The organism is Nocardioides sp. NPDC127514 (assembly GCF_040302125.1).
In the GTDB taxonomy this organism is placed as follows: domain Bacteria; phylum Actinomycetota; class Actinomycetes; order Propionibacteriales; family Nocardioidaceae; genus Nocardioides.
This window is the reverse complement of record NZ_JBEORF010000038.1, coordinates 1-22845: the sequence shown is the minus strand read 5'-3', so window position 1 is coordinate 22845 and position 22845 is coordinate 1. Positions and strand designations below refer to the sequence as shown.

Below are 22845 nucleotides of genomic sequence, written 5' to 3'. Positions count from 1 at the left end.
GGGCCCGATCCATCTCGGATCGGGCCCCGCGTACGTTCCTCTGCTCAGTGCTTGAACTCGCCTCGGTAGTACTCGAAGTTCCAGCCGGCGAGGGCCAGCAGGCCGAGCACGGCGGCGATGATGAGGAGCCACCAGGCGGCCATCGCGACGGCGAGGACCACCAGACCGAAGGTGAGGCCGGCCCACAGCGGCCACCAGGAGAACGGCGGGAAGAAGCCGTACTCCCCGGCGCCCTCGGCGATCTCGCCGTCCTCACGGTCCTCGGGACGCGGGTCCATCTTGATGGCGTGGAAGCCGAGGTAGACGGTGATCATCGCGAACAGCAGCGTGCACATCACCAGCGCCGAGGTGCCGGTCCAGTCGCCGCCCTCCTCGGAGGCCGCGGTGACGAACCAGTAGGCCGGCGTGACCAGCACCATGAAGGCGGTGCAGACCACGAAGATCCAGGCTTCAGACTTCATCGGGGTCAGCCTTCCTTGTTGGAGCTGGTGGAGGCGAGATCGTCTTCATCGTGCTCCAGCGCGGCGATCTCCGGGTGGTGGAGGTCGAAGGCCGGGGACTCCGAGCGGATCTTCGGGATGGAGACGAAGTTGTGGCGCGGCGCGGGGCAGGCGGTGGCCCACTCCAGCGAGCGGCCCCAACCCCACGGGTCGTCCACCTCGACCTTGGGAGCGTTGCGCGAGATGTAGAGGTTGTAGAAGAACGGCAGCATCGACAGGCTCAGCAGGAACGCGCCCACCGTCGAGAACTGGTTCAGGAAGGTGAACCCGTCACTGGGCAGGTAGTCGGCGATGCGTCGCTGCATGCCCTCGACACCCAGCCAGTGCTGGACCAGGAAGGTCGCGTGGAAGCCGACGAACAGCAGCCAGAAGTGAACCTTGCCGAGGCGCTCGTCGAGCATCCGGCCAGTCATCTTCGGCCACCAGAAGTAGAAGCCGGCGAACATCGCGAACACGACGGTTCCGAAGACCACGTAGTGGAAGTGCGCGACCACGAAGTAGGAGTCGGAGACCTGGAAGTCGAGCGGCGGGCTCGCCAGGATGATGCCGGTCAGACCACCGAAGAGGAAGGTCGTCAGGAAGCCGATCGACCAGAGCATCGGGGTGTCGAAGCTGACCGATCCGCCCCACATCGTGCCGATCCAGTTGAAGAACTTCACGCCTGTGGGCACGGCGATCAGGAAGGTCATGCCGGAGAAGAACGGCAGGTTGACCGCGCCGGTGACGAACATGTGGTGCGCCCACACCGCCACCGAGAGGATCGCGATGCCGAGGGTCGCGGCGACCAGGCCGACGTAGCCGAAGATCGGCTTGCGGCTGAAGACCGGGAGGATCTCGGAGATGATGCCGAAGAACGGCAGCGCGATGATGTAGACCTCGGGGTGACCGAAGAACCAGAACAGGTGCTGCCACAGGATCGGGCCACCGTGCGCGGCGTCGAAGACGTGGGAGCCGAACTGGCGGTCGGACTCGAGCATCAGCAGCGCGGCGGCCAGGATCGGGAACGCGATCAGCGCGAGCAGCGCGGTGATCAGGGTGTTCCAGGTGAAGATCGGCATCCGGAACATGGTCATGCCCGGCGCCCGCATGCAGATGATCGTGGTGATGAAGTTGACCGAGCCGAGGATCGTGCCCAGACCGGCCATGTAGAGACCCATGATCCACAGGTCGCCACCGACACCCGGCGAGTACTGCGCGCTGGACAGCGGCGTGTAGGCGAACCAGCCGAAGTCGGCCGCACCGGTCGGGGTGAGGAAGCCGCTGGCCGCGATCAGGCTGCCGAAGAGGTAGAGCCAGTAGCTGAACATGTTGAGCCGCGGGAAGGCGACGTCAGGCGCGCCGATCTGCAGCGGCATGATCACGTTGGAGAAGCCGAAGAACAGCGGCGTCGCGAAGAGCAGCAGCATGATCGTGCCGTGCATCGTGAACAGCTGGTTGAACAGCTCGTCGTTGACGACCTGCTGGCCCGGGAAGGCCAGCTCCGAGCGCATCAGCAGCGCCATCAGGCCGCCGATCAGGAACCAGACGAACGACGTGACCAGGTACATCTTGCCGATCAGCTTGTGATCGGTGGTGGTCAGCAGCTGGTAGATCTGCGTTCCGAGCGGCTTGCGGCCCTCGGTGACCGGGCGCGCAGCGGTGGCGGTCACTCGCCCTCCTCCTCGTGAGTGGGGATGTCGTCGGCGGGGCGGGTGGACTTGCCACCACCGAGCAGCGGGCGCTCGGCCTCGAAGCCGTTCTGCGCCAGCGTGTCGACGTAGGACTTGTAGTCGCTCTCGGAGAGGATCGCGACCTTGAAGATCATCCGGGCGTGGTAGACGCCGCAGAGCTCGTAGCAGGCGCCGCGGAAGGTGGTGCCCTCGATGAGGTCCTCCGCGCTCGGGTCGAAGGTGGCCGTGGCCTCCTTCGTGGTGATCGAGTAGTGGTTCACCCGACCCGGGATGACGTCCATCTTCATGCCGAAGTCCGGGATGCCGAAGTTGTGGATGACGTCGGCCGAGCGCAGGTTGAACCGCGTGGTGGTCTCCTCCGGGAGGACCAGCGTCGGGATGTGCGAGCCCGTGCCCACGACGTAGCCGTAGCTGTCGTAGGCGAACTCGTCGTCGACGAGGTTCTCGTCCGCGCTCAGGTCGGGCTCACCGATGCCGTGGTTGAAGGTCCACTGCCACTGCTGGCCGGTCACCTCGATCACGTTGGTCGGGTTGCCGTCCTTCAGCATCTCGTTCTGGACCTTGACGGTGTGATCGAAGAACACGATCACCATCAGGACCGGGGCGATCGTGTAGAAGATCTCCAGCGGCAGGTTGTAACGCGTCTGGACCGGGACGTCGGCATCGCTGCGGCGCCGGTAGCGCCAGATCGCCCAGAAGATGAGCCCCCAGGTCAGGACACCTGTGATCAACGCGGCGATCCATGCGCCCTGCCACAGGGCGAGGTTGTGCTCCCCCTGCTCAGAACGTGGCTCGGGGAAGCCGAAACGCGCCGCCTCGTCCGTACAGCCACTCAGCAGGAGGGCGCCGGCCGTCAGCGTCGCCACCAGCGCACCACGTCGGGCGCGGGCGTGGGACGGAGTCGTTCCGGCCCCTGGCAAGTGCAGACCCACTACGAGCCTCTCTCTCATGCGAACACTCAGATGTCGGCAGACTACCGCGACCGCCTCCGGATTCATCTTCAGGGGTTCCTCATGTCGCGTATGGCTACCGTTGGGTTCTGTGACCGACCGCTTCACCTACCTCGACGCCGCCTCGGCCGAGCCGCTCCATCCCGCCGCGCGGGAAGTGCTGCTCGCCGCGGCCGATCAGGGGTACGCCGACCCCCGCCGCCTCCACCGGCCGGCCCGTAACGCCGGGCTGCTGCTCGCGAACGCCCGCGAGGTCGTCGCCGAGGCGCTGGGGGTGCGTCGGGATGAGGTGCTTTTCACATCCTCGGGGACCGCCGCCGTGCACGCCGGCCTGCTGGGGCTCGGATCAGGTGGCATAGGTCACAGTGCCGTCGAGCACCAGGCCGTCATCGACGCCGCACGATGGTCGCAGCGCTCTCCCGTCACCGAGCTGGCCGTGGACGGCGAGGCCCGGGTCGAGGTCGCCGCCGTCCGGGAAGCGGTGCAGAGCGGAGACGTCGACGTGATCGCGGTCCAGCAGGCCAACCACGAGGTCGGCACGCTCCAGCCCCTCGACGAGGTCGCCTCCGCCGCCGGCACGGCATCCCTCTTCGTCGACGCCGGCGCCGCCATGGGGCGGCTGCCGCTGCCGTCGGTCGGAGACGCGATCGCCGGCTCCGCTCGCAAGTGGGGCGGTCCCGGTGGCGTGGGAGTGCTGGTCGTACGCCGGTCTGCCCGCTGGCGCTGGCCGTTCCCGGGCGACGAGTGGTCGCGTACGGATCAGGGCTTCACGAACATCCCCGGGGCCTTGGCGGCCGCGGCCGCGCTCCAGGCGGTCGTCGCCGAGCGCGAGGAGGTCAACGCCCGCCAGCACGAGCTGGTCGCACTGGTCAGGGAACGCGTCCGGACGGAGGTCCCCGACGTGGACGTCGCCGGGCCCGTCGATGGCCGGCTCCCCCACCTGGTGACCTTCTCGGCGTTGTACGTCGACGGCGAGGCGCTGGTGACCGCGCTGGACCGCATCGGCGCCGGTGTCGCCAGCGGCTCGGCCTGCACCTCCGACACCCGTGAGCCCTCTCGGGTGCTTGCTGCCATGGGAGCGCTGACACACGGTAACGTTCGGCTATCGCTGACCCGCGACACGACGCGAGAGGATGTGGAGCGCGTGCTCGACGCACTGCCCGGGATCGTCAAGGACCTGCGCGCCGAGGCCGGCCTGTGAGCGCGCCCGTAGTCGTTCTCGACTGCCGCGGCCAGGCCTGCCCGCGACCGATCATCGAGCTCGGCCGCCACCTCGGCGACGTCGAGGTCGGCGAGGTCATCGCTGTCGCCGCCGACGACGTGGCCGCCCACCACGACGTACCCGCCTGGGCCCGCATGCGCGGCCAGGAGTTCGTCGGCGAGGTGGAAGCCGAAGACGGCGTACCGGTCTATCGGATACGCCGTCTGAGCTGAGCGAAGCGGTAGGGATACCCGGTTAACCGGGTATCCCTTCACTTCTCTGGCGTTGCATTGCCCGAGAAGTGCAGGAATTGCCAGAGAAGTTCAAGCCTTGATGTGCGGCGCGATCTGGTCAGCGGCGGTGTCGCCGTAGGACTCGCGGACCCGGGCGACGAACTCCTCGGCGGTGAAGGAGTACTCCTGCGGGCCAACGGTCTCGACGCAGTAGGCGGCGAGGACGCAGCCGACCTCGGCGGCCTGCTCGAGCTCGCAGTCCCAGGCCAGCGCGGCCAGGAAGCCGGCCCGGAAGGCGTCGCCGACCCCGGTGGGCTCGACGGCGTTGACGTTCTTGGCTGCGGGCAGCTCGATCGCGTCCTCGCCCTTGCGCTGGATGCGTACGCCGTCCTTGCCGAGCGTGGTGACCTGGGTGCCGACGCGGGCGAGGACCTCGTCGGCGGACCAGCCGGTCTTCTGCTGGAGCACGTGCGACTCGTACTCGTTGGTGAACAGGTACGCGGCGCCGTCGACCAGCTCACGGATGAGCTCACCATCGCCGAAGGCGAGCTGCTGGCTCGGGTCGGAGATGAAGGTGTATCCGCGCTGGCGCGCCTCCTGGGTGTGGCGCTTCATCGCGTCGGGGTCGTCCGGCGCGATCAGCACGAACGAAGGCTCGCCCACCTTGTCGGCGATCGGGCCGAGCTCGATCTCGCGCGCCTCGGCCATCGCGCCCGGGTAGAAGCTGGCGAACTGCGCCATCGCGGTGTCGGTGGTGCACACGAACCGCGCGGTGTGCAGCGTCTCGGAGACGTGCAGGTGGTCGCAGTTGACGCCGTGACGCTCGAGCCAGGAACGGTAGTCGGCGAAGTCCTCGCCGACCGCGCCCACGAGCACCGGCGCCAGGCCGAGGTTGGCCAGGCCGAAGGAGATGTTGGCGCCGACGCCACCGCGGCGGATCTCGAGGTCGTTGACCAGGAAGCTCACCGAGAGCTTGTCGAGCTGGTCGGCGACCAGCGAATCGGCGAACTTTCCACCGAAGCTCATCAGGTGGTCAGTGGCGATGGAGCCTGCGATCAGGAGTGAACCGGACATGCGCGGAACCCTACCGGCGAGACCTCGGGCGACGTTAAGGCTCGACCGTAGACAGCAGATGAAATATTACCGCTGAGTCGGCCTTCTGCTACCCGTTGGTAGTGCTTACCGTCGTTTGCATGACAGACATGCGCGTTCCGTACGACGACCTCGACAGCCCCGCGCAGCTCTGCGCCGACTGCGCCGCCGCCGACAGCGCGCTGCGCCTGCCCGCGCCACGGGTGCGTGAAGCGGCCCGCCCCGCGCCCGCCATGCGGATGCAGGCCCGCGAGCCGGGCGACACCGCCATGCTCGAGGCATGCGGACACGTCGCCGACGACCTCGCCCTGACCTGAGCCCGACGCCGCCGCGACCGCTTGTCGTGGTTGCCGGAAACATGACGAGAGCCCCTGTCGCGCACAGGGGCTCTCGTCATCTCAGTGGCCCGGTCAGTCCCTCGTGGTCACCCCGTCCAGGGCGAGGTCGAGGAGGCGGCTGGCACGGTCGGGGTCGGCGGCGCGGTCACGGCTGACGACCCAGGCGATCCCGGCGGCGAGATCGAAGAGATCCTCCATGAGTATGTCTCGCCGGATGTCTCCGGACTCCTGCGCCCGGGCGAGCAGCACCCGGGTCGTCTCCTGCATGTGACCACAGGTCACCCCAAGCAGCGACCCCTCTCGGCCGGCCGCGTCGAGAACACTGCCCGGGAGTCCTCCGTAGGTGCTGATCTGCGCGATCGTCGCCAGCAGCCACTCCCGCAGGGCCACCAGAGGCTCCTCGGTCCCGGCGAGCTCGGTGCCACGCTTGTGCACGGCCGCCATGTTCTCCGCGAGCGCCACGGCGATGAGCTCGTCACGCGTCGGGAAGTGCCGATAGAGCGTCGCGTTCCCCACGCCCGCCGAACGGGCGATCTCGTCGATCGAAGTGTCGACGCCGTCGCGCGCGAATGCCGCTCGCGCCGCCTCGACGACGGCGTCGTAGTTGCGGCGCGCATCCGCCCGCTTCGGCCGCCTGCTCTCCCAGTCGGTGATCTCGGTCGCAGTCATCATTACCCCTTGACAATAACCGGGGACTATCCCCACATTTGAAACGGGGAGTCTCCCTGGTTCCGATGATAGCGAGGTACGAAGACATGACAGAGCTTCACGAGGCACGGACCGGAAGCCGGGCCGGAAACAGAGCCGGTCCCCGCGGCGGAGGTTGGGCGGTGGCCGCGGTGGTGACCTGCCAGCTGATGCTGATGGTCGACGGCGTGATCGTCACCGTCGCTCTGCCCTACATCCGCGAGGAGTTCGGGCTCAGCGCGGTCGGCCTGTCGTGGGTCGTCTCCGCCTACGCCCTGGCGTTCGCGGGCTTCCTCCTGGTCAGCGGACGGCTCGGGATGATGTTCGGGCCCCGCCGCGTGCTCCTGGCGGGCACGGCGATCTTCGTGGTGGCGTCCGCGGCTGGAGGGCTCGCCCCGTCCGGGGAGCTGCTGATCGCTGCTCGGGCTGTGCAGGGCGTCGGTGCCGCACTGGCCGGGCCGGCGATCATGGTGTTGCTCGTCGCGAACACCGACGAGGGGCCGCAGCGACTGCGTGGGATGTCGTGGTTCATCATCGGCTCCAGCCTCGGCAGCTGCCTCGGCCTGGTCGCCGGGGGCATCTTGACCGTGGCCCTCGACTGGCGCTGGGTGATGTTGATCAATGTGCCCGTGGGAGCGGCGGTCCTCGTGGGGACGGTGGCCTTCGTCCGAGAGGCCGACCGGACACCCGGACGCCTGGACATCCCCGGCGCGCTCGCCTCCGCCGTCACCATGGTCGCTCTGGTTCACGGGCTCACCCGAGCGGGCCAGGAGGGCTGGGGCGACCCCGTCGTGCTCGGCTCCATGGCTCTCGCGGTGCTCGCCCTGGTCGTCCTGGTCGCCGTGGAGTCTCGCGCGGCACACCCCGTCGTACCGCTCCGCCTTCTCCGCGGCGCCCGCCGCGCCGTCCCCTATGCCGGCATGCTCCTGGTGCCGGCGATGATGATCGGGTTCTTCACGTTCTCGGTGCTCTTCCTGCAGGACGTACGCCACTTCGACGCCCTCGAGGCCGGGTTGGCCTACCTTCCGTGGGGAGCGTCGGTGATCATCGGCGCCCGACTGGTGCCCGCGCTGGTGGGCCGCATCGGCGACCGCGGCACGATCGTTCTCGGGATCGCCCTCGGTCTGGCCGGGCTGGTCGCGTTCGCGCTGCTCGCCGCCGATGCCCCGCTGTGGGCCGGTGTCCTGCTGCCGTGCTTCGTCTTCGGTTTCACCGCGCCGTTCTTCTTCACCCCTGCCAGCGCCGCGATCATGGCGGCGGCCGACGGTGAGGATTCCGGTGCCGCCGCCGGGATGTTTCAGGCGATGCAGCAGCTCGGCGGGGCGATCGGCGTCGCGACGCTCACCGCCGTGTTCACCAGCCGCTCCGCAGCGGGCGTCGAACCGGCGATGGAGACCGCGATGCTCGCATCGACCGCCTTCGGGCTCGTGCTCCTCGTACTGGCCCTGGCGACGCCCGCGTTCGCTGGTCGCCGGCCGGCGCCGGTCGCCGCCTAAGTGTCACCGAACGCACGAGCGCCCCTGTCCGAGTCGGACAGGGGCGCTCGTGATGCTCAGTGGCTGCGCTGGCTCAGTGGAACGAGTCGCCGCAGGCGCAGGAGCCGGTGGCGTTGGGGTTGTCGATGGTGAACCCCTGCTTCTCGATGCTGTCCACGAAGTCGATCATGGCGCCGTTGAGGTAGGGAACGCTCATCCGGTCGACGACGACGGAGACACCGTCGAAGTCGGTGACGACGTCACCGTCGAGGGTGCGCTCGTCGAAGAAGAGCTGGTAGCGCAGGCCGGAGCAGCCGCCGGGCTGCACGGAGATGCGCAGGCTCAGGTCGTCGCGGCCTTCCTGCTCAAGGAGGCTCTTCACCTTCGCGGCGGCAACGTCGCTCAGGTTGATGGAGTCGGCGCGGCGTTCGGTAGTCTGCTCGGTCATGTAGCTGGGCTCCCTGTGCGTGGGTGCGGGTGTGTCTCAAGGTCAATCGTCGCACATCATCGGTTATTCCCGCTGGTCGGCGGACCACGTCCGGGCCACCCTGGCGGCGACCTGGACCAGGGAGTCGTACGCCTGGCCGAGCGCCTGCTCCTCGCCGACGCTGTCGACGAGCGAGTAGGCGGCGTCGATCCCGAGCGTACGCATCTCGCGCCCGCTCATGCCGACCTTGCCGGCCAGCACGATGCAGGGCCGCAGCGCCTGCTCGGCCAGCCTGGCGACCCCGGCCGGCACCTTCCCGGCCGCGCTCTGCGGGTCGAAGGAGCCCTCACCGGTGATCACCAGGTCGGTCCGGGCGGCCAGCTCGGGCAGTCCGAGCAGGTCGGCGACGACGTCGAACCCCGGACGTCGGGTGGCGCCGAGAAGCAGCAGCGCGAACCCGATCCCGCCGGCCGCTCCCGCGCCCTTCTCGGTCGCGGTCTTGCGTGACGTGGCGGCGGCCAGGTCCTGGAGCACGCCGTCCCAGCGGGGCATGGTCTCCTCGGCCAGCCCCTTCTGCTCGCCGTAGACCTTGATCGCGCCGAAGAGCCCGGTCAGCGGGTTGTCCACGTCGCTGGCGATCACGATCTCGAGGCCGAGGGGCTCGGGGAGCGTGACCTCGGTGATGCCCTCGAGCCCGGCGACGCCGGCATCGAGCGGCCGGTCCGCGGTGGCGCCGAGCGCGGCGAGCAGCCCCGCTCCCCCGTCGCTGGTGCCCGAGCCGCCGAGGCCGACCACGACCGTGCTCGCGCCGGCGTCACGGGCGGCGAGCAGCAACTGGCCCACTCCGTACGAGCTCGCCTGCTCCGCCCCCTTCCCGCCGGTCAGGTGCAGGCCGGCGGCCTGGGCCGACTCGACGTAGGCGGTCTCGCCGTCGACCAGCACCTGCGCCGTCACCGGCTCACCGTGCGGCCCCCTGACCTCGACCTCGTGGAGGTCGCCACCGAGGACGTCGTGCAGCAGCTCGAGAAAACCCGGCCCGCCGTCCGCCATCGGCGCGAGCGAGAGCTCGTCGCGGGGCGCCGTACGCCGCCACCCCTCCGCGATCGCGGCGGCCGCCTGGGAGGCGGTGAGCGTGCCTGCGTACTTGTCGGGGGCGATCAGCACTCGCATGGCCGAAACCTACCCGCGCACGGAAGCACCAGGTGTTCCACCTGACATTTTTGGTGTCGTAACCATTCCGCATGCGTCGCGTTAAGGTCGTTTCGTGCGGATCTTCGGGCGGCGCGGGGCCGGCGACTCAGAGACCAGGCGGATCAACGGCTTCTGGACCTGGTGGGCCCAGAAGGGAGCTCTGGCCTGTGGTGCGGCGCTCGACGCCGACGACCAGGACGCTCTCGTCGCGCTGCTGGCCCGACGCGTCGACGCGATCGAGGCCGGTCTGAGCTGGGAGGTCGGGCCCGGGCCGCTGGGCGGCCGGCTGCTGGTCGTCTCGGCCGGCGGCAACCCCGACCATCGTGCGCTGGCACGCCGCTGGCTGCTCGCCGCCCCCGAGCCCGACGGCGTCTCACCCTGGGAGTTCAGCGACCAGCGCCCGCCCGTCGACGATCCGGTCGAGGCGGTGCTCACCACCCCCGGCGGCGCCGCGATCCGGCTGGCCGACGTGCTGGTCGCCGCCCGGCAGAGGGGCGCCCACTTCGACCTCACCCTGTTCCACCCGGCCTTCCCCGACCTCGCCGACGACGCCCGTCTGCAGGTCGCCTTCCATGCCCTCGACACGACACTGGGCGAGTCCAGCACCGAGCTGTGGATCGGCGAGGTCGAGACCACCACCGCCCGACCCCGCGACGGCTTCGGCCTCGACGGGCTGAGCGTCGCCGTACGCAATCTCCGCAAGGAGTACGTCGACCCCGACGGCAACCCGGCCTGGGTGCTGCTCCACGGGGAGAGCCCCCAGGGGCCGGTGATCGCGAGCGCGGTCGTGCCCCTGCACCCGGTCACCGCGCCGAACCTGACCCATCACGTCGGCGTGATGGTCCCCTACGTCGGCTTCGCCGAGCGAGGTCTCCCCTCGCCCGACGCTCTGCGCGAGCTCGGCCAGCTCGAGGACCGGCTCGCCACGACCCTCGGGCGCGACGGTCGCGTCGTGGCGCACGAGACCACCAACGGCGTACGCGTTCTCCACGCCTATGTCGACCCCACCACCGCAGCCCCGCAGCGACTGGAGGAGACGGTCGACGGCTGGGCCCACGGCGACGTCGTCACCCGGGTCGACACCGACCCGGCATGGGATGCCGTGCGCCCCCTGCGAGTTTGAGCCCGTACCACCATGTGACCCATGCCACGAGGGCGCCGAGCCCTCGACATGTATTATCGTCATCATGACGACTGTCGACCTCCCGCTGCTCCCTCTGGGGCGCGGCACCGACCTGAACTCCGAGCGTGGCGTCGAGTGCCCCGGCGACCTGCCGGCCGCCTCCGACCCCGACCTGGTCAAGCGCGCGCTCGCCGCCAAGGAGAAGCTGGGCGAGAAGGTGTTCGTCCTCGGACACCACTACCAGCGCGACGAGGTCATCCAGTTCGCTGACGTGACCGGGGACTCCTTCAAGCTCGCGCGCGACGCCGCCGCCCGGCCGGACGCGGAGTACATCGTCTTCTGCGGCGTGCACTTCATGGCCGAGTCGGCCGACATCCTCACCTCGCCCTCGCAGGCCGTCATCCTCCCCGACCTCGCGGCCGGTTGCTCGATGGCCGACATGGCGCGGCTGGGGCAGGTCGAGAAGGCCTGGGAGGCGCTCTCCGAGGCGGGCGTGGCCGAGCAGGTCGTGCCGGTGACGTACATGAACTCCTCCGCCGACATCAAGGCGTTCTGCGGGCGCCACGACGGCGTCGTGTGCACCTCCTCCAACGCGCAGGCCGTGCTGGAGTGGGCCTTCGACCAGAAGGACGACGCCAAGGTCCTCTTCTTCCCCGACCAGCACCTCGGCCGCAACACCGCCGTGCTCAAGCTCGGCATGTCGCTGGGCGACTGCGTGGTCTGGGACCCGCTCAAGCCCGGTGGCGGCCTCAGCGCCGACGAGCTGCGCGCGGCGAAGGTGATCCTGTGGAAGGGCCACTGCTCGGTCCACGGCCGCTTCTCCGCCGACACCATCGACGACCTGCGCGCCGAGATCCCGGGTGTGCAGATCCTGGTCCACCCCGAGTGCCAGCACGAGGTCGTCCTCAAGGCCGACCTGGTCGGCTCGACCGAGTTCATCATCTCGACGATCGAGGCCGCTCCCGCCGGGTCGGCCTGGGCGATCGGCACCGAGCTCAACCTGGTCAAGCGCCTCGCCAACGCCCACCCGGACAAGCGGATCGTCTTCCTCGACCGCACCGTGTGCTACTGCTCGACGATGAACCGCATCGACCTCCCCCACCTCGTCTGGGCGCTCGAGTCCCTGGTCGAGGGCCAGGTCATCAACCGCATCGAGGTCGACCCCGACACCGAGCGCTACGCCAAGCTCGCCCTGCAGCGCATGCTCGATCTCCCGGGCAAGACCCAGGACGACTGACCACCCCTCGCCGAGGCGTCAGCCCGGTCGGCCGAGTTGGCACCGGCCTGCCGTCTCGGCCGACGGGAGCGACGTCTCGGCCGACGTAGGTGACGCCTCGCTCAAGTGTCGTTGAGCCAGGCCAGAACGGCGAGCACGCGACGGTTGTCGTCGCTCGCCTGGGGCAGATCGAGCTTGGTGAAGATCGAGCTGATGTGCTTGCCGACCGCCTTCTCGGTGACGAAGAGCCGGGCGGCGATGGCGGCGTTGGAGCGCCCCTCGGCGATCAGCGTCATCACCTCGCGCTCGCGCTCGGTGAGCCGGTCGAGCGGGCGTTCGCGGCGGGTGAGGAGCGCGGCGACGACCTCCGGGTCGAGGACGGTCCCGCCACCGGCGACCTGGCGTACCGCCGCGAGGAAGGCGTCGACGTCGGCGACGCGGTCCTTGAGCAGGTAGCCGACCGCGCCCTCTCCGCCGGCGAGCAGGTCGCGGGCATAGAGCGGCTCGACGTACTGGCTCAGCACGAGCACCGGGAACCCTGACCGCGCCTGCCGGGCCTCGATCGCGGCCGTGATGCCCTCAGTGGTGAAGGACGGAGGGAGACGTACGTCGACCACCGCCGCGTCCACGTCCGGCCGGACCAGTGCCCGGGCCAGGGCGGGCGCGTTGTCGACGGCCTCGACGACCTCGATCCCGCCCGCTTCGAGGATCCGGGTGAGGCCGACGCGGAGGAGCGCCTGGTCCTCGCCCAGGACCACCCTCAGATCCGGCAAGGCACCTCCAGGGTGATCAGGGTCGGGCCGCCGGAGGGGCTCTCGACCTCGACGGTGCCGTCGAAGGCGGCCAGCCTGGTCGCGACGCCGCCGAGCCCGTGCCCGGTCGGGTCGGCTCCGCCGCGGCCGTTGTCGCCCACGACGATCCGCAGCCGCTGCCCGTTGTGGCTGCCGCGTACGAACGCCCGGTCGGCGCCGGAGTGCTTGACGGCGTTGGCCAGGCACTCGGCCACCGCGAAGTAGGCCGCCGACTCGACCGGGTCGGGCAGCCGCCCGGGCAGCTCGATGGCGACGGTGACCGGCAGCGGCAGCCCGGCGGTGAGGGCCTGGACCGCTCCCACGAGGCCACGGTCGGCGAGCACGGGCGGCAGGATGCCGCGTACGACTCCACGCAGGTCCTCCAGCGCGGACACTGTGGTCTCGCGGGCCTCGCGCAGCAGCGCGGCGGCGGCGTCGGGGTCCGTCGCCATCAGCTTCTCGGCGAGGCCGACGCTCATCCCGACCGCGGCGATCCTGGCCTGGGCACCGTCGTGGAGGTCCCGCTCGATGCGGCGCAGCTCGGCCGCCGAGTGGTCCAGCGTCTCGGCACGGGTCGACTCGACCTTCTCCACCCTCGCGGCCAGCGCGGCGACCTGCCCCTGACCGAAGATGCCCCGCTCGGCCAGCGCCCGCGCCCGGACCAGGCCCGGGGTCGACACCCACCACACCAGCAGCAGCGGTCCGCTGAGCAGGATCAGCAGCCAGGCCACCCAGGTGATGCCGGAGAGGGCCAGGACCAGCCAGGTCACCGGCACGGTCAGGAACGCCGCGGGCAGCAGGGAGAGCACGAAGCCCCCGGTCGCCGAGAAGCAGCAGAAGGCGAAGTCGCGCCAGCGCGCCTTCTCGCGGAGCCACCGGAACGGCCGGCTCAGGACCGGCTGAGCGCTCAGGTCCGCGTACGTCTCCGGGATGGTCTCCCCAAGGAGCATCCCGCTCACCCGGCGATGCACACCGGCGACGGCCTGGGTTGCCGGCACCGCGCCCAGGGCGATCCCGATGCCGACCCCGAACACCAGCCCGAGCGGGATCGAGAGCAGGGTGAGGATCGCCAGCACCAGGGCCGGAGCCATCATCAGGGCATAGCCCAGCGACAGTCCGGTCAGCCGGAGCCGCTCGACGAGCGCCTGCCCGCTGAACGGCTCCGGCCGCACGGTCCGGATCGGTGCATCCCACTCGGTCATCAGGAGTGAGTGTGACATCAGCGAGCGCCGGACGTCGTGCGTAATGCCCGGCTCGTCGCGCCGGCCGCCGAGGCCAGCGTGAGCGCCACTGCGCCGGCGATCAGCAGGGGCGGCAGCCAGAGCTGTGCGTCAGGGACCAGACCCTCACCCCGGACGTAGGCGAACGGGACGATCGTCGCCTGGGCGGCGAGCAGGCCGATGACCGTGCCGACCGCGGCGACCACACCGGCCTCGGCGAGGATGGAGCCGCGTACCTGACCGGGGGTGGCGCCGAGCAGCCGCAGCCGGTGCAGCTCCAGGCGCCGGTCGGCGAGGAGCGCGGCGAAGGCGTTGATCACCATGATCGCGGCGAACGCGCAGATCATCGCGGTGACCACGTTGTTGAGCAGGTTGATCGTCTCGTAGCCCTCGGTGACCTCCGGGGGCAGACCGGTGGGCAGCGTACGCTCGTCGATCCCGACCAGCATCAGGATGCTGACTGCGGCCGCGGAGAGCACCATCACCGGCGCGAGCACGCCGGCGAGCAGGTGCGACCTCCGCGAGGTGTTGTACGCCGCCAGATGCCCGCTCGTGCCGCCCAGGAGCGGCCGCAGCACCCAGCTCCCGGCCCTCAGCAGCAGCGGAGCCAGCGCGGCCAGACCCACCGCGACCAGGAGCCCGAGGGAGCCGGTCATCGCCATCGCGTCGTACGGGTCGGCGGCGTCCTTGCCCGTGGCCATGGTCATCACGACCATGGTCGTGGCGTGGCCGACGGCGACCAGGGCCACGACCCACCGCCACCAGGCGATGCGTCCGGTGCCCGTCCTGGCCTCGGAGAGGGCGACTGTCGCCGGTCCGCGGGAGGCACGTGACCCGGCCAGGCCGGAGGCGGCCAGGGAGACGAGCAGGAGCAGGACGACGTTCGCGGCGAGCGCGACCCAGCCGCCCGAGTGGGCGACCTGCTCGCTGACGACGCCACCGGACTGCAGCAGGTCGAGGAGGGCTCGGCTGGTCAGGCTCGCCACGACGGCGCCGAGGACAGCGGCGACGAGCGCGACCACGAGCGTCTCCGCCCGCACCAGGGCGCGTACCTGACGGGGCTCGGCGCCGACGGTGCGCAGCAGGCCGATCTCGACCTCGCGCTGCCGGACGGTGATGCCGACGGTCGAGACGATCGAGAAGAGCGCGATGACGGTGCCCCAGGCGCCGACCACTCCCCCGAGGACGAGCAGGGTCTCCCGCTCGGCGCTCGGCGTGCCGGGTTCGAGGGCGACCTGGATCAGCGGCGTGAACGAACCCATCACCGCCGTGCCGAGCAGGATCGCGACGAAGGTCGCGGTCATGGCGGTGGCGCGGTGTCGCAGCGAGCGCAGTGCCAGGGTCAACATCACACCATCTCCCGCTCGGCCCGGGCGGTGAGCTCGTCGAGATGTGCCATCTGGCCGGCGACGGCCTCGGCGGCGGGGTTGTCCATCCGTCCCACGGCACGGCCGTCGACGAGGAAGACCACACTGTCCGCGTACGCAGCGGCGACGGGGTCGTGTGTCACCATCACGACGGTCGCACCGAGCTCGCGCACGAGGCTCCGGAGCAGGGCCAGCACCGAGGCCGCCGTGTGGGAGTCGAGGGCTCCGGTGGGCTCATCGGCGAGGACGATGTCGGGACCGGTCACCAGCGCCCGCGCGATCGCGACCCGCTGCTGCTGGCCGCCGGAGAGCTGTGCCGGCAGGTGGCCGGTGCGATCGCCCAGGCCGACGCGGTCAAGCAGCTCGCGGATCCGGCGGCGGGCAGCCGCGTCGATCCGACCCCCGGCCAGCCGCAGCGGCAGCGCGACGTTCTGCTCGGCGGTCAGGTAGGGCAGCAGGTGGAAGCCCTGGAAGACGAACCCGATCCGCTCGCGACGCAGCCGGGTCCGGCGCGCCTCGGTCAGCTCGGTGACGTCCTGGCCGGCGATGACGACCCGGCCGCCCGTCGGCTGCTCCAGCGCTCCGGCGCAGGTCAGGAAGGTGGACTTGCCGGAGCCGGAGGGCCCCATCACGGCGGTGAACGTGCCCGGCGCGCAGGCCAGGTCGAGTCCGTTGAGCGCGGCCACGGCGGCCGCGCCGGTGCCGTAGGTCCTGGTGAGGCCGGTGACCTCGAGGGCGGGTGTGGTCATGGGTGGCTCCTGCGGTTTCGGGTGGCTGATGTCACCCTTCGACGCTAAGGAACCCGCCGCTCGCACACGATGGGCTCAAGGAGCCGAACCGGGTAGGGAAAACCCCACCTCATCCCTCGGACGGGCGCGGCAGACGTACGGCGATCGTGGTGTCGCCCGGGGCACTGGTGAGGGTCACGGTGCCGCCGTGAGCGGTGACGATGGCGTGGACGAGGGCGAGGCCGAGGCCGGCGCCGCCGTCGCGCTGCCGGGCCTCGTCGGCCCGGGTGAAGCGCTCGAACGCGTGCGGGACCAGGGCCGGGGGGAAGCCCGGGCCGTCGTCGTGGAGGTCGAAGCCGTCAGGACGTACGCGGACGGTGACCGTGGTGCCGGCGGGCGTGTGCCGGCGCTCGTTGGTGAGCAGGTTGCTGATCACCTGGTGGAGGCGCTGGGCGTCGCCGGCGACGATCACCTCGGCGTCACCGGAGTCGGCGCCGGCCGGCAGCTCGATCCGCCAGGTGTGCGAGGGGTCGACGACGCGAGCATCGTCGACGGCCTCCAGGAGCAGCCGGGTCAGGTCGACCGAGTCGCGGGCGAGCGGGCGGCCCTGGTCGAGGCGCGCGAGCAGGAGCAGGTCCTCGACCAGCGCGGTCATCCGCAGCGACTCCTCCTCGACCTTGCCGAGCGCCGTCGGGACCGCTTCGGGACGCTGCTGGGCCAGCTCGGTGTAGCCGCGGATGGTGGTCAGCGGAGTACGCAGCTCATGGGAGGCGTCGGCGACGAACTGGCGTACCTGCTGCTCGCTGCGGTGACGCTCGGCCAGCGATGTCTCCACGTGGTCCAGCAGGGAGTTGAGCGCCGCGCCGACCTGGCCGACCTCGGTGTCCTCGTCGGTGAGTCGCTCGGGCACCCGCTCGGTGACCTGGACCTCGCCGGACGACAGCGGGAGCCCCGCGACGGTGTGCGCGGTGGCGGCGACCTCGCGCAGCGGGCTGAGCTGGCGGCGTACGACGACGTAGCCGGCACCCGCCGCGGCCAGAACGCCCAGCAGGGTCAGCAGGGCCTCCCAGAAGATCAGGCTCTCGATCGTGTTGTCGACCTCGGCGGTGGAATGACCGGTGACGAAGACCACCGTCTGACCGAGGGTGGGGCTGAAGACGGACTGGGCGATCACCCGGTAGGTGCCGTGGTCGGGCAGCTTGACGTCGTGGGGGCGTGCGTCGACGCGTACGTCCGCCATCACCTCCAGGTCGACGGCGCTGAGCGACTCCATCTGGTTCGGATCGAAGTCGCCCAGGTTGCCCTGCGCCTCACCGTTCTCCGGAAAGACCGCGACGACTGATTCCGGCCCGACGTTGAAGTCGTTGCGCGGGCCCGGGCCGGCGACACCGCGAGCCATGTCGTGTACGTCCCGGTCGAGCCGCTCCATCAACGTCTGCCGCAGCGCGATCGTGGCGAAGGTCGCGATCAGCAGCGAGACAACGAGGACCAGGGAGACCGCGGTGATGACCAGACGGGAGCTGAGGGGCGCGACCAGCCGCTTGAGACGGACGCTCACTCAGCGGCCTTCAGCACATAGCCCGCGCCGCGCATGGTGTGGATCATCGGCTCACGACCGGCGTCGATCTTCTTGCGCAGGTAGGAGATGTAGAGCTCGACGACGTTGGCCTGGCCGCCGAAGTCGTAGGACCAGACCCGGTCGAGGATCTGGGCCTTGGACAGCACCCGGCGCGGGTTGCGCATCAGGAAGCGGAGCAGCTCGAACTCGGTCGCGGTGAGGGTGATCTCCTCCCCGGCACGGTGCACCTCGCGTGAGTCCTCGTCCATCGTCAGGTCGCCGACGCGGATCACCGAGTGCTCCTCGACCCGGGTCGCGCCGGCCCGCCGCATCAGCCCACGCAGCCGGGCGACGAGCTCCTCGAGCGAGAACGGCTTGATCACGTAGTCGTCACCCCCTGCGGTCAGCCCGGCGACCCGGTCCTCGACCGCGTCCTTGGCAGTGAGGAAGAGGACGGGCACGCCCGGGTTGGTCGACCGGACCCGGCGCAGGACCTCGAGCCCGTCGAAGTCGGGCAGCATCCAGTCGAGCACGATCGCGTCGGGAGCGGTCTCCTTCGCGGCGGCCACAGCCTTGGAACCGGAGTGGGCCATGGTGATCTCCCAGCCCTCGAACCGCAGCGCCATCGCGATCAGCTCGGCGATGTTCACCTCGTCGTCCACGACCAGCACCCGCAGCGGCGAGCCGTCGGCGCGGGTCAGGCCCTTTCCTCCAGCACTCATGCCTCCATCATGCGGCTGTTTGCTGTGTGGTGCCTGTGAGGCCACTGTGGTGTGTCGATGTCACCGCCGCGCGAACGTCCCGTCCCCGGCGCGGCGGGCGGTGTGGACCATCAGGTCCGCGCGCACCTCCACCCGCTCGGGGAGGACCGCAGCCAGGTCGGCGAAGAGTGCGGACCGGTCGGCGGCCGACAGGATCCGGATCGCGGAGATGGTGTCGAGGTGGCGTACGTAGTCCGCGCGGGTGAGGGTGAACCGGCGCGGCACCTCCCGCTGGCGTACGTCGCTCAGCCGGCCGTCGGCCAGCATCTCGTCCCCGGGGAACAGCATCGGCGCGTCAACCGCGGACGGCGGCGGCAGGTGGCGTCCTTCCGGGGCGTACGCCGCGATCATCTCGTCCTCGACGGCCGCGACCTCGTCGTCGGCCAGCATGAACGGGCCGCCGAAGAAGGCCACCGCTCCCCCGGCGCGGACCAGGGCGGTGGCGAGGTCCCAGCGCGTCGCCGGCGCCGTCCAGTGCCAGGCGGCGGCAGCGTAGAGCAGGTCGAACGGCTCGTACGCCGCCGGGTCGAGCTCCTCCAGAGCGGCGCGCACGGTGGTCACCGGCAGGCCCGCGCACTCGCGCCGGAGCACGCCGAGCATGTCGGCGTCGGGGTCGGTCGCGACCACCTCGATCCCGGCGGCAGCGAACGTCCGGGTCGCCTTCCCGGTGCCGGCACCGATCTCGATCGCCCGTCGCACCGGGCCGTCGGCGACCTCGCTCACCAGCGCGACCAGATCGTCGGGGTAGCCAGGACGGAAGCGCTCGTAGTCCTCCGCGACCGCTCCGAAGCTTCGGGAACGTTCCATCTCAGAGCCCGGGGGCGCCCCAGACGGCGAGCCAGCGGGAGAGGTCCTTCTCGACCGGTAGATCGCCCTCGATCGCGCTGCGGACGTTGATCTCGAGCAGGTTGTCGCGCTGCTGCGGGCCGGTCGGGACGAAGGGGTAGAAGGTGCCCTGCTTGTAGAGGTAGATCAGGCCTACGCTGCGCCCCTCGGCGCCCGTGCTGCGGTCACGGAAGGCGATCAGCGAGCACAGCAGTCCGGGGCCGAAGCCGTTCATCTCCAGGGTGGTGTTGACCGCGTGGAGGTCGGTGACCAGGCCGGTGATGTCGGGGTTGTCCGGGTCCAGCGGCTCGTGGTCGACGCTGAGCCAGGTGAAGCCGAACTCGTCGACGCTCGTGGTCACCGTCGGCGCGCCCTCGGAGGCGCCGAGCAGCTCGACGATGTCGCTCTGCGTGCCGGCGAATCCCGCACCGGCCGCGGCCCGGTAGCAGACCGCTCCGTCACCGGTCGGGACCAGCCCGAGCGAGGTCTGCATGGTGAGCGCGGCGGTCGGCACCGCGAACAGTGCGTCGAGGTTGGCCTGCTTCGGTCGCGTACGACCCGTGATGACGTCCCAGAAGCCCACGTCGCCGACCCTACTGGGTCGGGCGGCCGAGCTCGGCCTCGATCCGGGCGAGCTGCTCCAGGCGCTGCTCCAGCGAGGGGTGCGTCGAGGTGAGCGTACGCAGCGACTGGCCGCTGATCGCCGGGGCGATGAAGAACGCGTTCATCGCCTGCGAGGACCGCAGGTCGCGGCTCGGGATCGCGGAGATCTCACCGGTGATCTTCTGCAGCGCGCTGGCCAGCGCGCCCGGCTTCATGGTCAGCTGCGCGCCGGCCCGGTCGGCGGCCAGCTCGCGGTAGCGCGACAGCATCCGCAGCAGCAGCCAGGACACGGCGTAGACCGCCAGCGAGACCAGCAGCACGACCAGCCACACCGGGAGGCCGTTGTTGTTGTCGCGGCGGCCGCCACCTGCGTACGCACCGTACTGGGAGCCGCGGCTCAGCATCCCGGCCACGATGCCGGCCGAGGAGGCGACCGTCATCACCAGCACGTCGCGGTGGGCGACGTGGGAGAGCTCGTGGGCGAGCACGCCCTCCAGCTCCTCGGCGGTCAGGCGCTGCAGGATGCCGGTGGTCACCACGACCGCGGACCGCTTCGGCGAGCGGCCGGTGGCGAAGGCGTTGGGCATGTCGGTGTGCGCGATCCCGACCCGCGGCTTCGGCATGTCGGCCAGCGTGCACAACCGGTCGATCATCGCGTGCAGCTCCGGCGCCTCCTGGGCCGACACCTCGCGCGCGCCCATGGCGCGCATCGCGAGGGTGTCGGAGGCGTACCACTGCCACCAGGCGATGCCGAGCCCGACGATGCCAATGATCGGCGCCCACTGCGCGGGCATGACGAACATCAGCGCCACGATGAGCCCGACGAACAGCGCGCCGAGCAGGAACATCACCGTGGTCATCCGGGCGGTCAGCCCGGCATCACCCTGGAAGCGTGACATTGCTGGTCAGCCGGGGATGAGGCCCTCGTCGCCGAGCATCTCGGAGACCTCGGCGAGCGTGGAGCCGGGTCCGGGAAGGATCAGGTCGGAGGAGTCGATCGCGTCGACCGGGTGGGCGGTGCCCATCGAACGTACGCCATCGAGCAGGGCCGCCAGGGCCGCGTCGAAGACGGCCTCGTCGGTGCCCTTGCAGGCGGCCTCGACCGCGGCGTCGAGCTCGTTGAGCTTGTCGACGGAGGCATCGTCGAGGTCGTACTGCCCCTCGCCCAGGATGCGTACGATCACTGCTCGGCCTTCTTCTCGGTCGACTCCACGTCGATGACCGGCGCGTTGGCGTCGGCACCGGGCAGCGCCTGCGTCTGCTGCGGGGAGTTGAGGCCCTTGAGCGCGGCGAGCTCGGCCTCGACGTCGCTGGTCGAGCTGAGCGCGTCGAGCTGGCGGGTGATGTCGTCGGAGGGACCGGCGGTGAGGTCGTCGAGGGCACCGGAGGCGAGCAGCTCGTCGACGGCACCGGCGCGAGCCTGCATCTCGAGGGTCTTGTCCTCGGCACGCTGCATGGCCATGCCGACGTCGCCCATCTCCTCGCCGATGCCGGAGATCGCCTCGTTGATCCGGGTCTGCGCCTCGGCTGCGGTGTAGGTCGCCTTGATGGTCTCCTTCTTGGTGCGGAAGGACTCCACCTTGGCCTGCAGCCGCTGCTGGGCGAGGGTGAGCTTCTCCTCCTCACCCTGCAGGGTCGCGAGCTGGGTGTTGAGGTCGTTCATCTGCTGGGTGAGACCGCTCTTGCGCGTGAGGGCCTCGCGGGCAAGATCCTCACGGTTCATCTCGATGGCCTTCTGGGCCTGCTGGGTGAGCTTGTCGGACTGCTGCTTGAGCCCGTTGATCTGCAGCTCGACACGCTTGCGGCTGGTCGCGACGTCCGCGACACCGCGGCGCACCTGCTGCAGCATCTGAAGCTGCTTCTGGTAGCTGTAGTCGAGCACCTCCCGTGGGTCCTCGGCCTTATCCAGCGCCTTGTTTGCCTTCGCCTTGAAGACCAGGCTCAGCCGCTTCATCACACTCATCGGTTCCCTTTATGCCTCTCATATGCGGCCGACCGCCGGCCGCCCCGCGTCGTCGCTTGCCGCTGGACTCTCGTCGTCCTAGGACAAGTGTTGCCTCTCACCTTAGGCCGGGTCCACAAAACTCGCTGTCAAGGCCGATCGGGATATCCTGTATGTGTCCCAGCCAACAGGTAAGAGGTCACTTAAGTTGTTCGGTCGCAAGTCCCCCGCCCCGCAGGTCGTCGAGCCCGAGAACCCGGTCAAGGAGACCGGTAAGGGTCGTCCGACCCCTTCGCGCAAGGAAGCGGAGGCGGCCCGCAAGGCGCGTCTCAAGCAGCCGCGCTCCCGCAAGGAGATCAACGCCGCCAACCGCGCCCAGCGCGCCGAGCAGGGCGACAAGATGCGCCAGGCGATGAAGACCGGTGACGATCGCTACCTGCCGCTGCGCGACAAGGGCCCGGTCAAGCGCTTCATCCGCGACTGGATCGACGCCCGGTTCACCTTCGCCGAGATCGTGCTCCCGGTGCTGATCATCGCGCTCGTGGTGCCCTACATCAGCCTCGAGCTGGCGATGTACTCCCAGCTCTTCACCCTCGTCGTGATGGCCACCGTGATCATCAACCTGGTCGCGCTGCGCTTCCTGCTCCGCAAGGAGCTCAAGCGCCGCTTCCCCGACAACGACCTCAAGGGCACCACCTACTACGCGATCATGCGCGCCATCCAGATCCGCCCCCTGCGCCTGCCCAAGCCGCAGGTCAAGATCGGCACGCAGCTCCCCGACGACTACCGCTGACCCCAGCGCCCGGCCCCAGTCGCCGAGAATGCAGTTGTGGCGGACGAAACCACCGTTTCCCCGGGCCAGACTGTCCCCGCTGCCAGATAGGTTGCCACCATGAGAGCGCAGGCGTCGGTGATGCACCTCGACCTCGACGCGTTCTTCGCCTCGG

General features: G+C 70.1%; 25 protein-coding genes. 7 read left to right on the top strand and 18 right to left on the bottom strand.

The window, feature by feature from the left end; translation table 11 throughout:
* Positions 1 to 44: 44 nt before the first annotated feature.
* From ABTX24_RS25820 to ctaC, 3 genes are read right to left on the bottom strand one after another with little or no spacing between them, the layout of a single operon-like run.
* Positions 45 to 461: a cytochrome c oxidase subunit 4 gene (locus ABTX24_RS25820; RefSeq protein ID WP_350661547.1), complete on the bottom strand. Its 417-nt coding sequence runs from the start codon at positions 459 to 461 to the stop codon at positions 45 to 47.
* Between the two features lie 5 nt (positions 462 to 466).
* On the bottom strand, positions 467 to 2149 hold the full coding sequence (gene ctaD, locus ABTX24_RS25815) for an aa3-type cytochrome oxidase subunit I (RefSeq protein ID WP_350718910.1): 1683 nt from the start codon (positions 2147 to 2149) through the stop codon (positions 467 to 469).
* The gene (gene ctaC, locus ABTX24_RS25810) at positions 2146 to 3036 is read right to left on the bottom strand and encodes an aa3-type cytochrome oxidase subunit II (protein WP_160024393.1); all 891 of its coding nucleotides are present in this window, start codon (positions 3034 to 3036) and stop codon (positions 2146 to 2148) included. The genes ctaD and ctaC overlap by 4 nt, the downstream gene beginning before the upstream one ends.
* Before the next feature lie 175 nt (positions 3037 to 3211).
* Here ctaC and ABTX24_RS25805 point away from each other — a divergent pair, with 175 nt between their 5' ends.
* Positions 3212 to 4321, top strand: a complete 1110-nt coding sequence (locus tag ABTX24_RS25805) for a cysteine desulfurase family protein (RefSeq protein WP_350843682.1) — start codon at positions 3212 to 3214, stop codon at positions 4319 to 4321.
* Entirely contained in the window at positions 4318 to 4554 is a 237-nt protein-coding gene (locus ABTX24_RS25800) for a sulfurtransferase TusA family protein (RefSeq protein WP_160024395.1), read from the top strand. Before ABTX24_RS25805 ends, ABTX24_RS25800 begins: the two co-directional genes overlap by 4 nt.
* A gap of 90 nt (positions 4555 to 4644) precedes the next feature.
* On the opposite strand, the gene ABTX24_RS25795 is transcribed toward ABTX24_RS25800, so the two are convergent.
* Positions 4645 to 5628, bottom strand: a complete 984-nt coding sequence (locus ABTX24_RS25795; protein WP_350843680.1) for a carbohydrate kinase family protein — start codon at positions 5626 to 5628, stop codon at positions 4645 to 4647.
* 119 nt (positions 5629 to 5747) lie between these two features.
* Here ABTX24_RS25795 and ABTX24_RS25790 point away from each other — a divergent pair, with 119 nt between their 5' ends.
* A complete protein-coding gene (locus ABTX24_RS25790) occupies positions 5748 to 5963 on the top strand; it encodes a hypothetical protein (protein ID WP_160024397.1) in 216 nt (71 codons plus the stop codon).
* Between the two features lie 93 nt (positions 5964 to 6056).
* Here the strand turns inward: ABTX24_RS25790 and ABTX24_RS25785 are convergent, their stop codons facing one another.
* Complete coding sequence (locus ABTX24_RS25785; protein ID WP_350843678.1) at positions 6057 to 6653, bottom strand: TetR/AcrR family transcriptional regulator; 597 nt, start codon at positions 6651 to 6653, stop codon at positions 6057 to 6059.
* An 86-nt stretch (positions 6654 to 6739) separates the two neighbouring features.
* Between ABTX24_RS25785 and ABTX24_RS25780 the strand changes: the two genes are divergently transcribed.
* Positions 6740 to 8167, top strand: coding sequence for an MFS transporter (locus ABTX24_RS25780; protein ID WP_350843676.1), 1428 nt, complete (start codon positions 6740 to 6742; stop codon positions 8165 to 8167).
* Positions 8168 to 8240: 73 nt separating this feature from the next.
* On the opposite strand, the gene erpA is transcribed toward ABTX24_RS25780, so the two are convergent.
* Both erpA and ABTX24_RS25770 read right to left on the bottom strand, forming a co-directional pair.
* Positions 8241 to 8594: an iron-sulfur cluster insertion protein ErpA gene (gene erpA / locus ABTX24_RS25775; protein WP_008363173.1), complete on the bottom strand. Its 354-nt coding sequence runs from the start codon at positions 8592 to 8594 to the stop codon at positions 8241 to 8243.
* 63 nt (positions 8595 to 8657) lie between these two features.
* Positions 8658 to 9743 carry a glycerate kinase family protein gene (locus ABTX24_RS25770; protein WP_350843674.1) on the bottom strand — a complete coding sequence of 362 codons (1086 nt, stop codon included), beginning with the start codon at positions 9741 to 9743 and terminating at the stop codon, positions 8658 to 8660.
* 94 nt (positions 9744 to 9837) lie between these two features.
* Between ABTX24_RS25770 and ABTX24_RS25765 the strand changes: the two genes are divergently transcribed.
* Both ABTX24_RS25765 and nadA read left to right on the top strand, forming a co-directional pair.
* Positions 9838 to 10887 (top strand): DUF695 domain-containing protein, encoded by a 1050-nt coding sequence (locus ABTX24_RS25765; RefSeq protein WP_350843672.1) that lies wholly within the window; start codon positions 9838 to 9840, stop codon positions 10885 to 10887.
* 64 nt (positions 10888 to 10951) lie between these two features.
* Positions 10952 to 12124, top strand: a complete 1173-nt coding sequence (nadA, locus tag ABTX24_RS25760; RefSeq protein WP_350843670.1) for a quinolinate synthase NadA — start codon at positions 10952 to 10954, stop codon at positions 12122 to 12124.
* 101 nt (positions 12125 to 12225) lie between these two features.
* Here the strand turns inward: nadA and ABTX24_RS25755 are convergent, their stop codons facing one another.
* The 11 genes from ABTX24_RS25755 to ABTX24_RS25705 form a co-directional block, all read right to left on the bottom strand.
* A complete protein-coding gene (locus ABTX24_RS25755) occupies positions 12226 to 12867 on the bottom strand; it encodes a LuxR C-terminal-related transcriptional regulator (RefSeq protein WP_350718968.1) in 642 nt (213 codons plus the stop codon).
* Entirely contained in the window at positions 12864 to 14096 is a 1233-nt protein-coding gene (locus tag ABTX24_RS25750) for a sensor histidine kinase (protein ID WP_350843668.1), read from the bottom strand. Before ABTX24_RS25750 ends, ABTX24_RS25755 begins: the two co-directional genes overlap by 4 nt.
* Positions 14097 to 14113: 17 nt before the next feature.
* Positions 14114 to 15463, bottom strand: coding sequence for an FtsX-like permease family protein (locus ABTX24_RS25745; RefSeq protein ID WP_350843666.1), 1350 nt, complete (start codon positions 15461 to 15463; stop codon positions 14114 to 14116).
* On the bottom strand, positions 15463 to 16230 hold the full coding sequence (locus ABTX24_RS25740; protein WP_350843664.1) for an ABC transporter ATP-binding protein: 768 nt from the start codon (positions 16228 to 16230) through the stop codon (positions 15463 to 15465). The genes ABTX24_RS25745 and ABTX24_RS25740 overlap by 1 nt, the downstream gene beginning before the upstream one ends.
* A gap of 109 nt (positions 16231 to 16339) precedes the next feature.
* Complete coding sequence (locus ABTX24_RS25735) at positions 16340 to 17767, bottom strand: sensor histidine kinase (protein WP_350843662.1); 1428 nt, start codon at positions 17765 to 17767, stop codon at positions 16340 to 16342.
* Positions 17764 to 18489 (bottom strand): response regulator transcription factor, encoded by a 726-nt coding sequence (locus ABTX24_RS25730; RefSeq protein ID WP_160024408.1) that lies wholly within the window; start codon positions 18487 to 18489, stop codon positions 17764 to 17766. The genes ABTX24_RS25735 and ABTX24_RS25730 overlap by 4 nt, the downstream gene beginning before the upstream one ends.
* Positions 18490 to 18549: 60 nt before the next feature.
* Positions 18550 to 19335, bottom strand: a complete 786-nt coding sequence (locus tag ABTX24_RS25725; protein WP_350843660.1) for a class I SAM-dependent methyltransferase — start codon at positions 19333 to 19335, stop codon at positions 18550 to 18552.
* 1 nt (position 19336) lies between these two features.
* Positions 19337 to 19936, bottom strand: a complete 600-nt coding sequence (gene pspAB, locus ABTX24_RS25720; RefSeq protein WP_350843658.1) for a PspA-associated protein PspAB — start codon at positions 19934 to 19936, stop codon at positions 19337 to 19339.
* 10 nt (positions 19937 to 19946) lie between these two features.
* The gene (htpX, locus tag ABTX24_RS25715; RefSeq protein WP_350843656.1) at positions 19947 to 20855 is read right to left on the bottom strand and encodes a zinc metalloprotease HtpX; all 909 of its coding nucleotides are present in this window, start codon (positions 20853 to 20855) and stop codon (positions 19947 to 19949) included.
* Positions 20856 to 20861: 6 nt separating this feature from the next.
* Entirely contained in the window at positions 20862 to 21140 is a 279-nt protein-coding gene (pspAA, locus tag ABTX24_RS25710) for a PspA-associated protein PspAA (protein ID WP_350843654.1), read from the bottom strand.
* The gene (locus ABTX24_RS25705) at positions 21137 to 21919 is read right to left on the bottom strand and encodes a PspA/IM30 family protein (protein WP_201451065.1); all 783 of its coding nucleotides are present in this window, start codon (positions 21917 to 21919) and stop codon (positions 21137 to 21139) included. Before ABTX24_RS25705 ends, pspAA begins: the two co-directional genes overlap by 4 nt.
* A 187-nt stretch (positions 21920 to 22106) precedes the next feature.
* Between ABTX24_RS25705 and ABTX24_RS25700 the strand changes: the two genes are divergently transcribed.
* Positions 22107 to 22691, top strand: a complete 585-nt coding sequence (locus ABTX24_RS25700; protein ID WP_160024413.1) for a DUF3043 domain-containing protein — start codon at positions 22107 to 22109, stop codon at positions 22689 to 22691.
* Positions 22692 to 22845 lie beyond the last annotated feature (154 nt).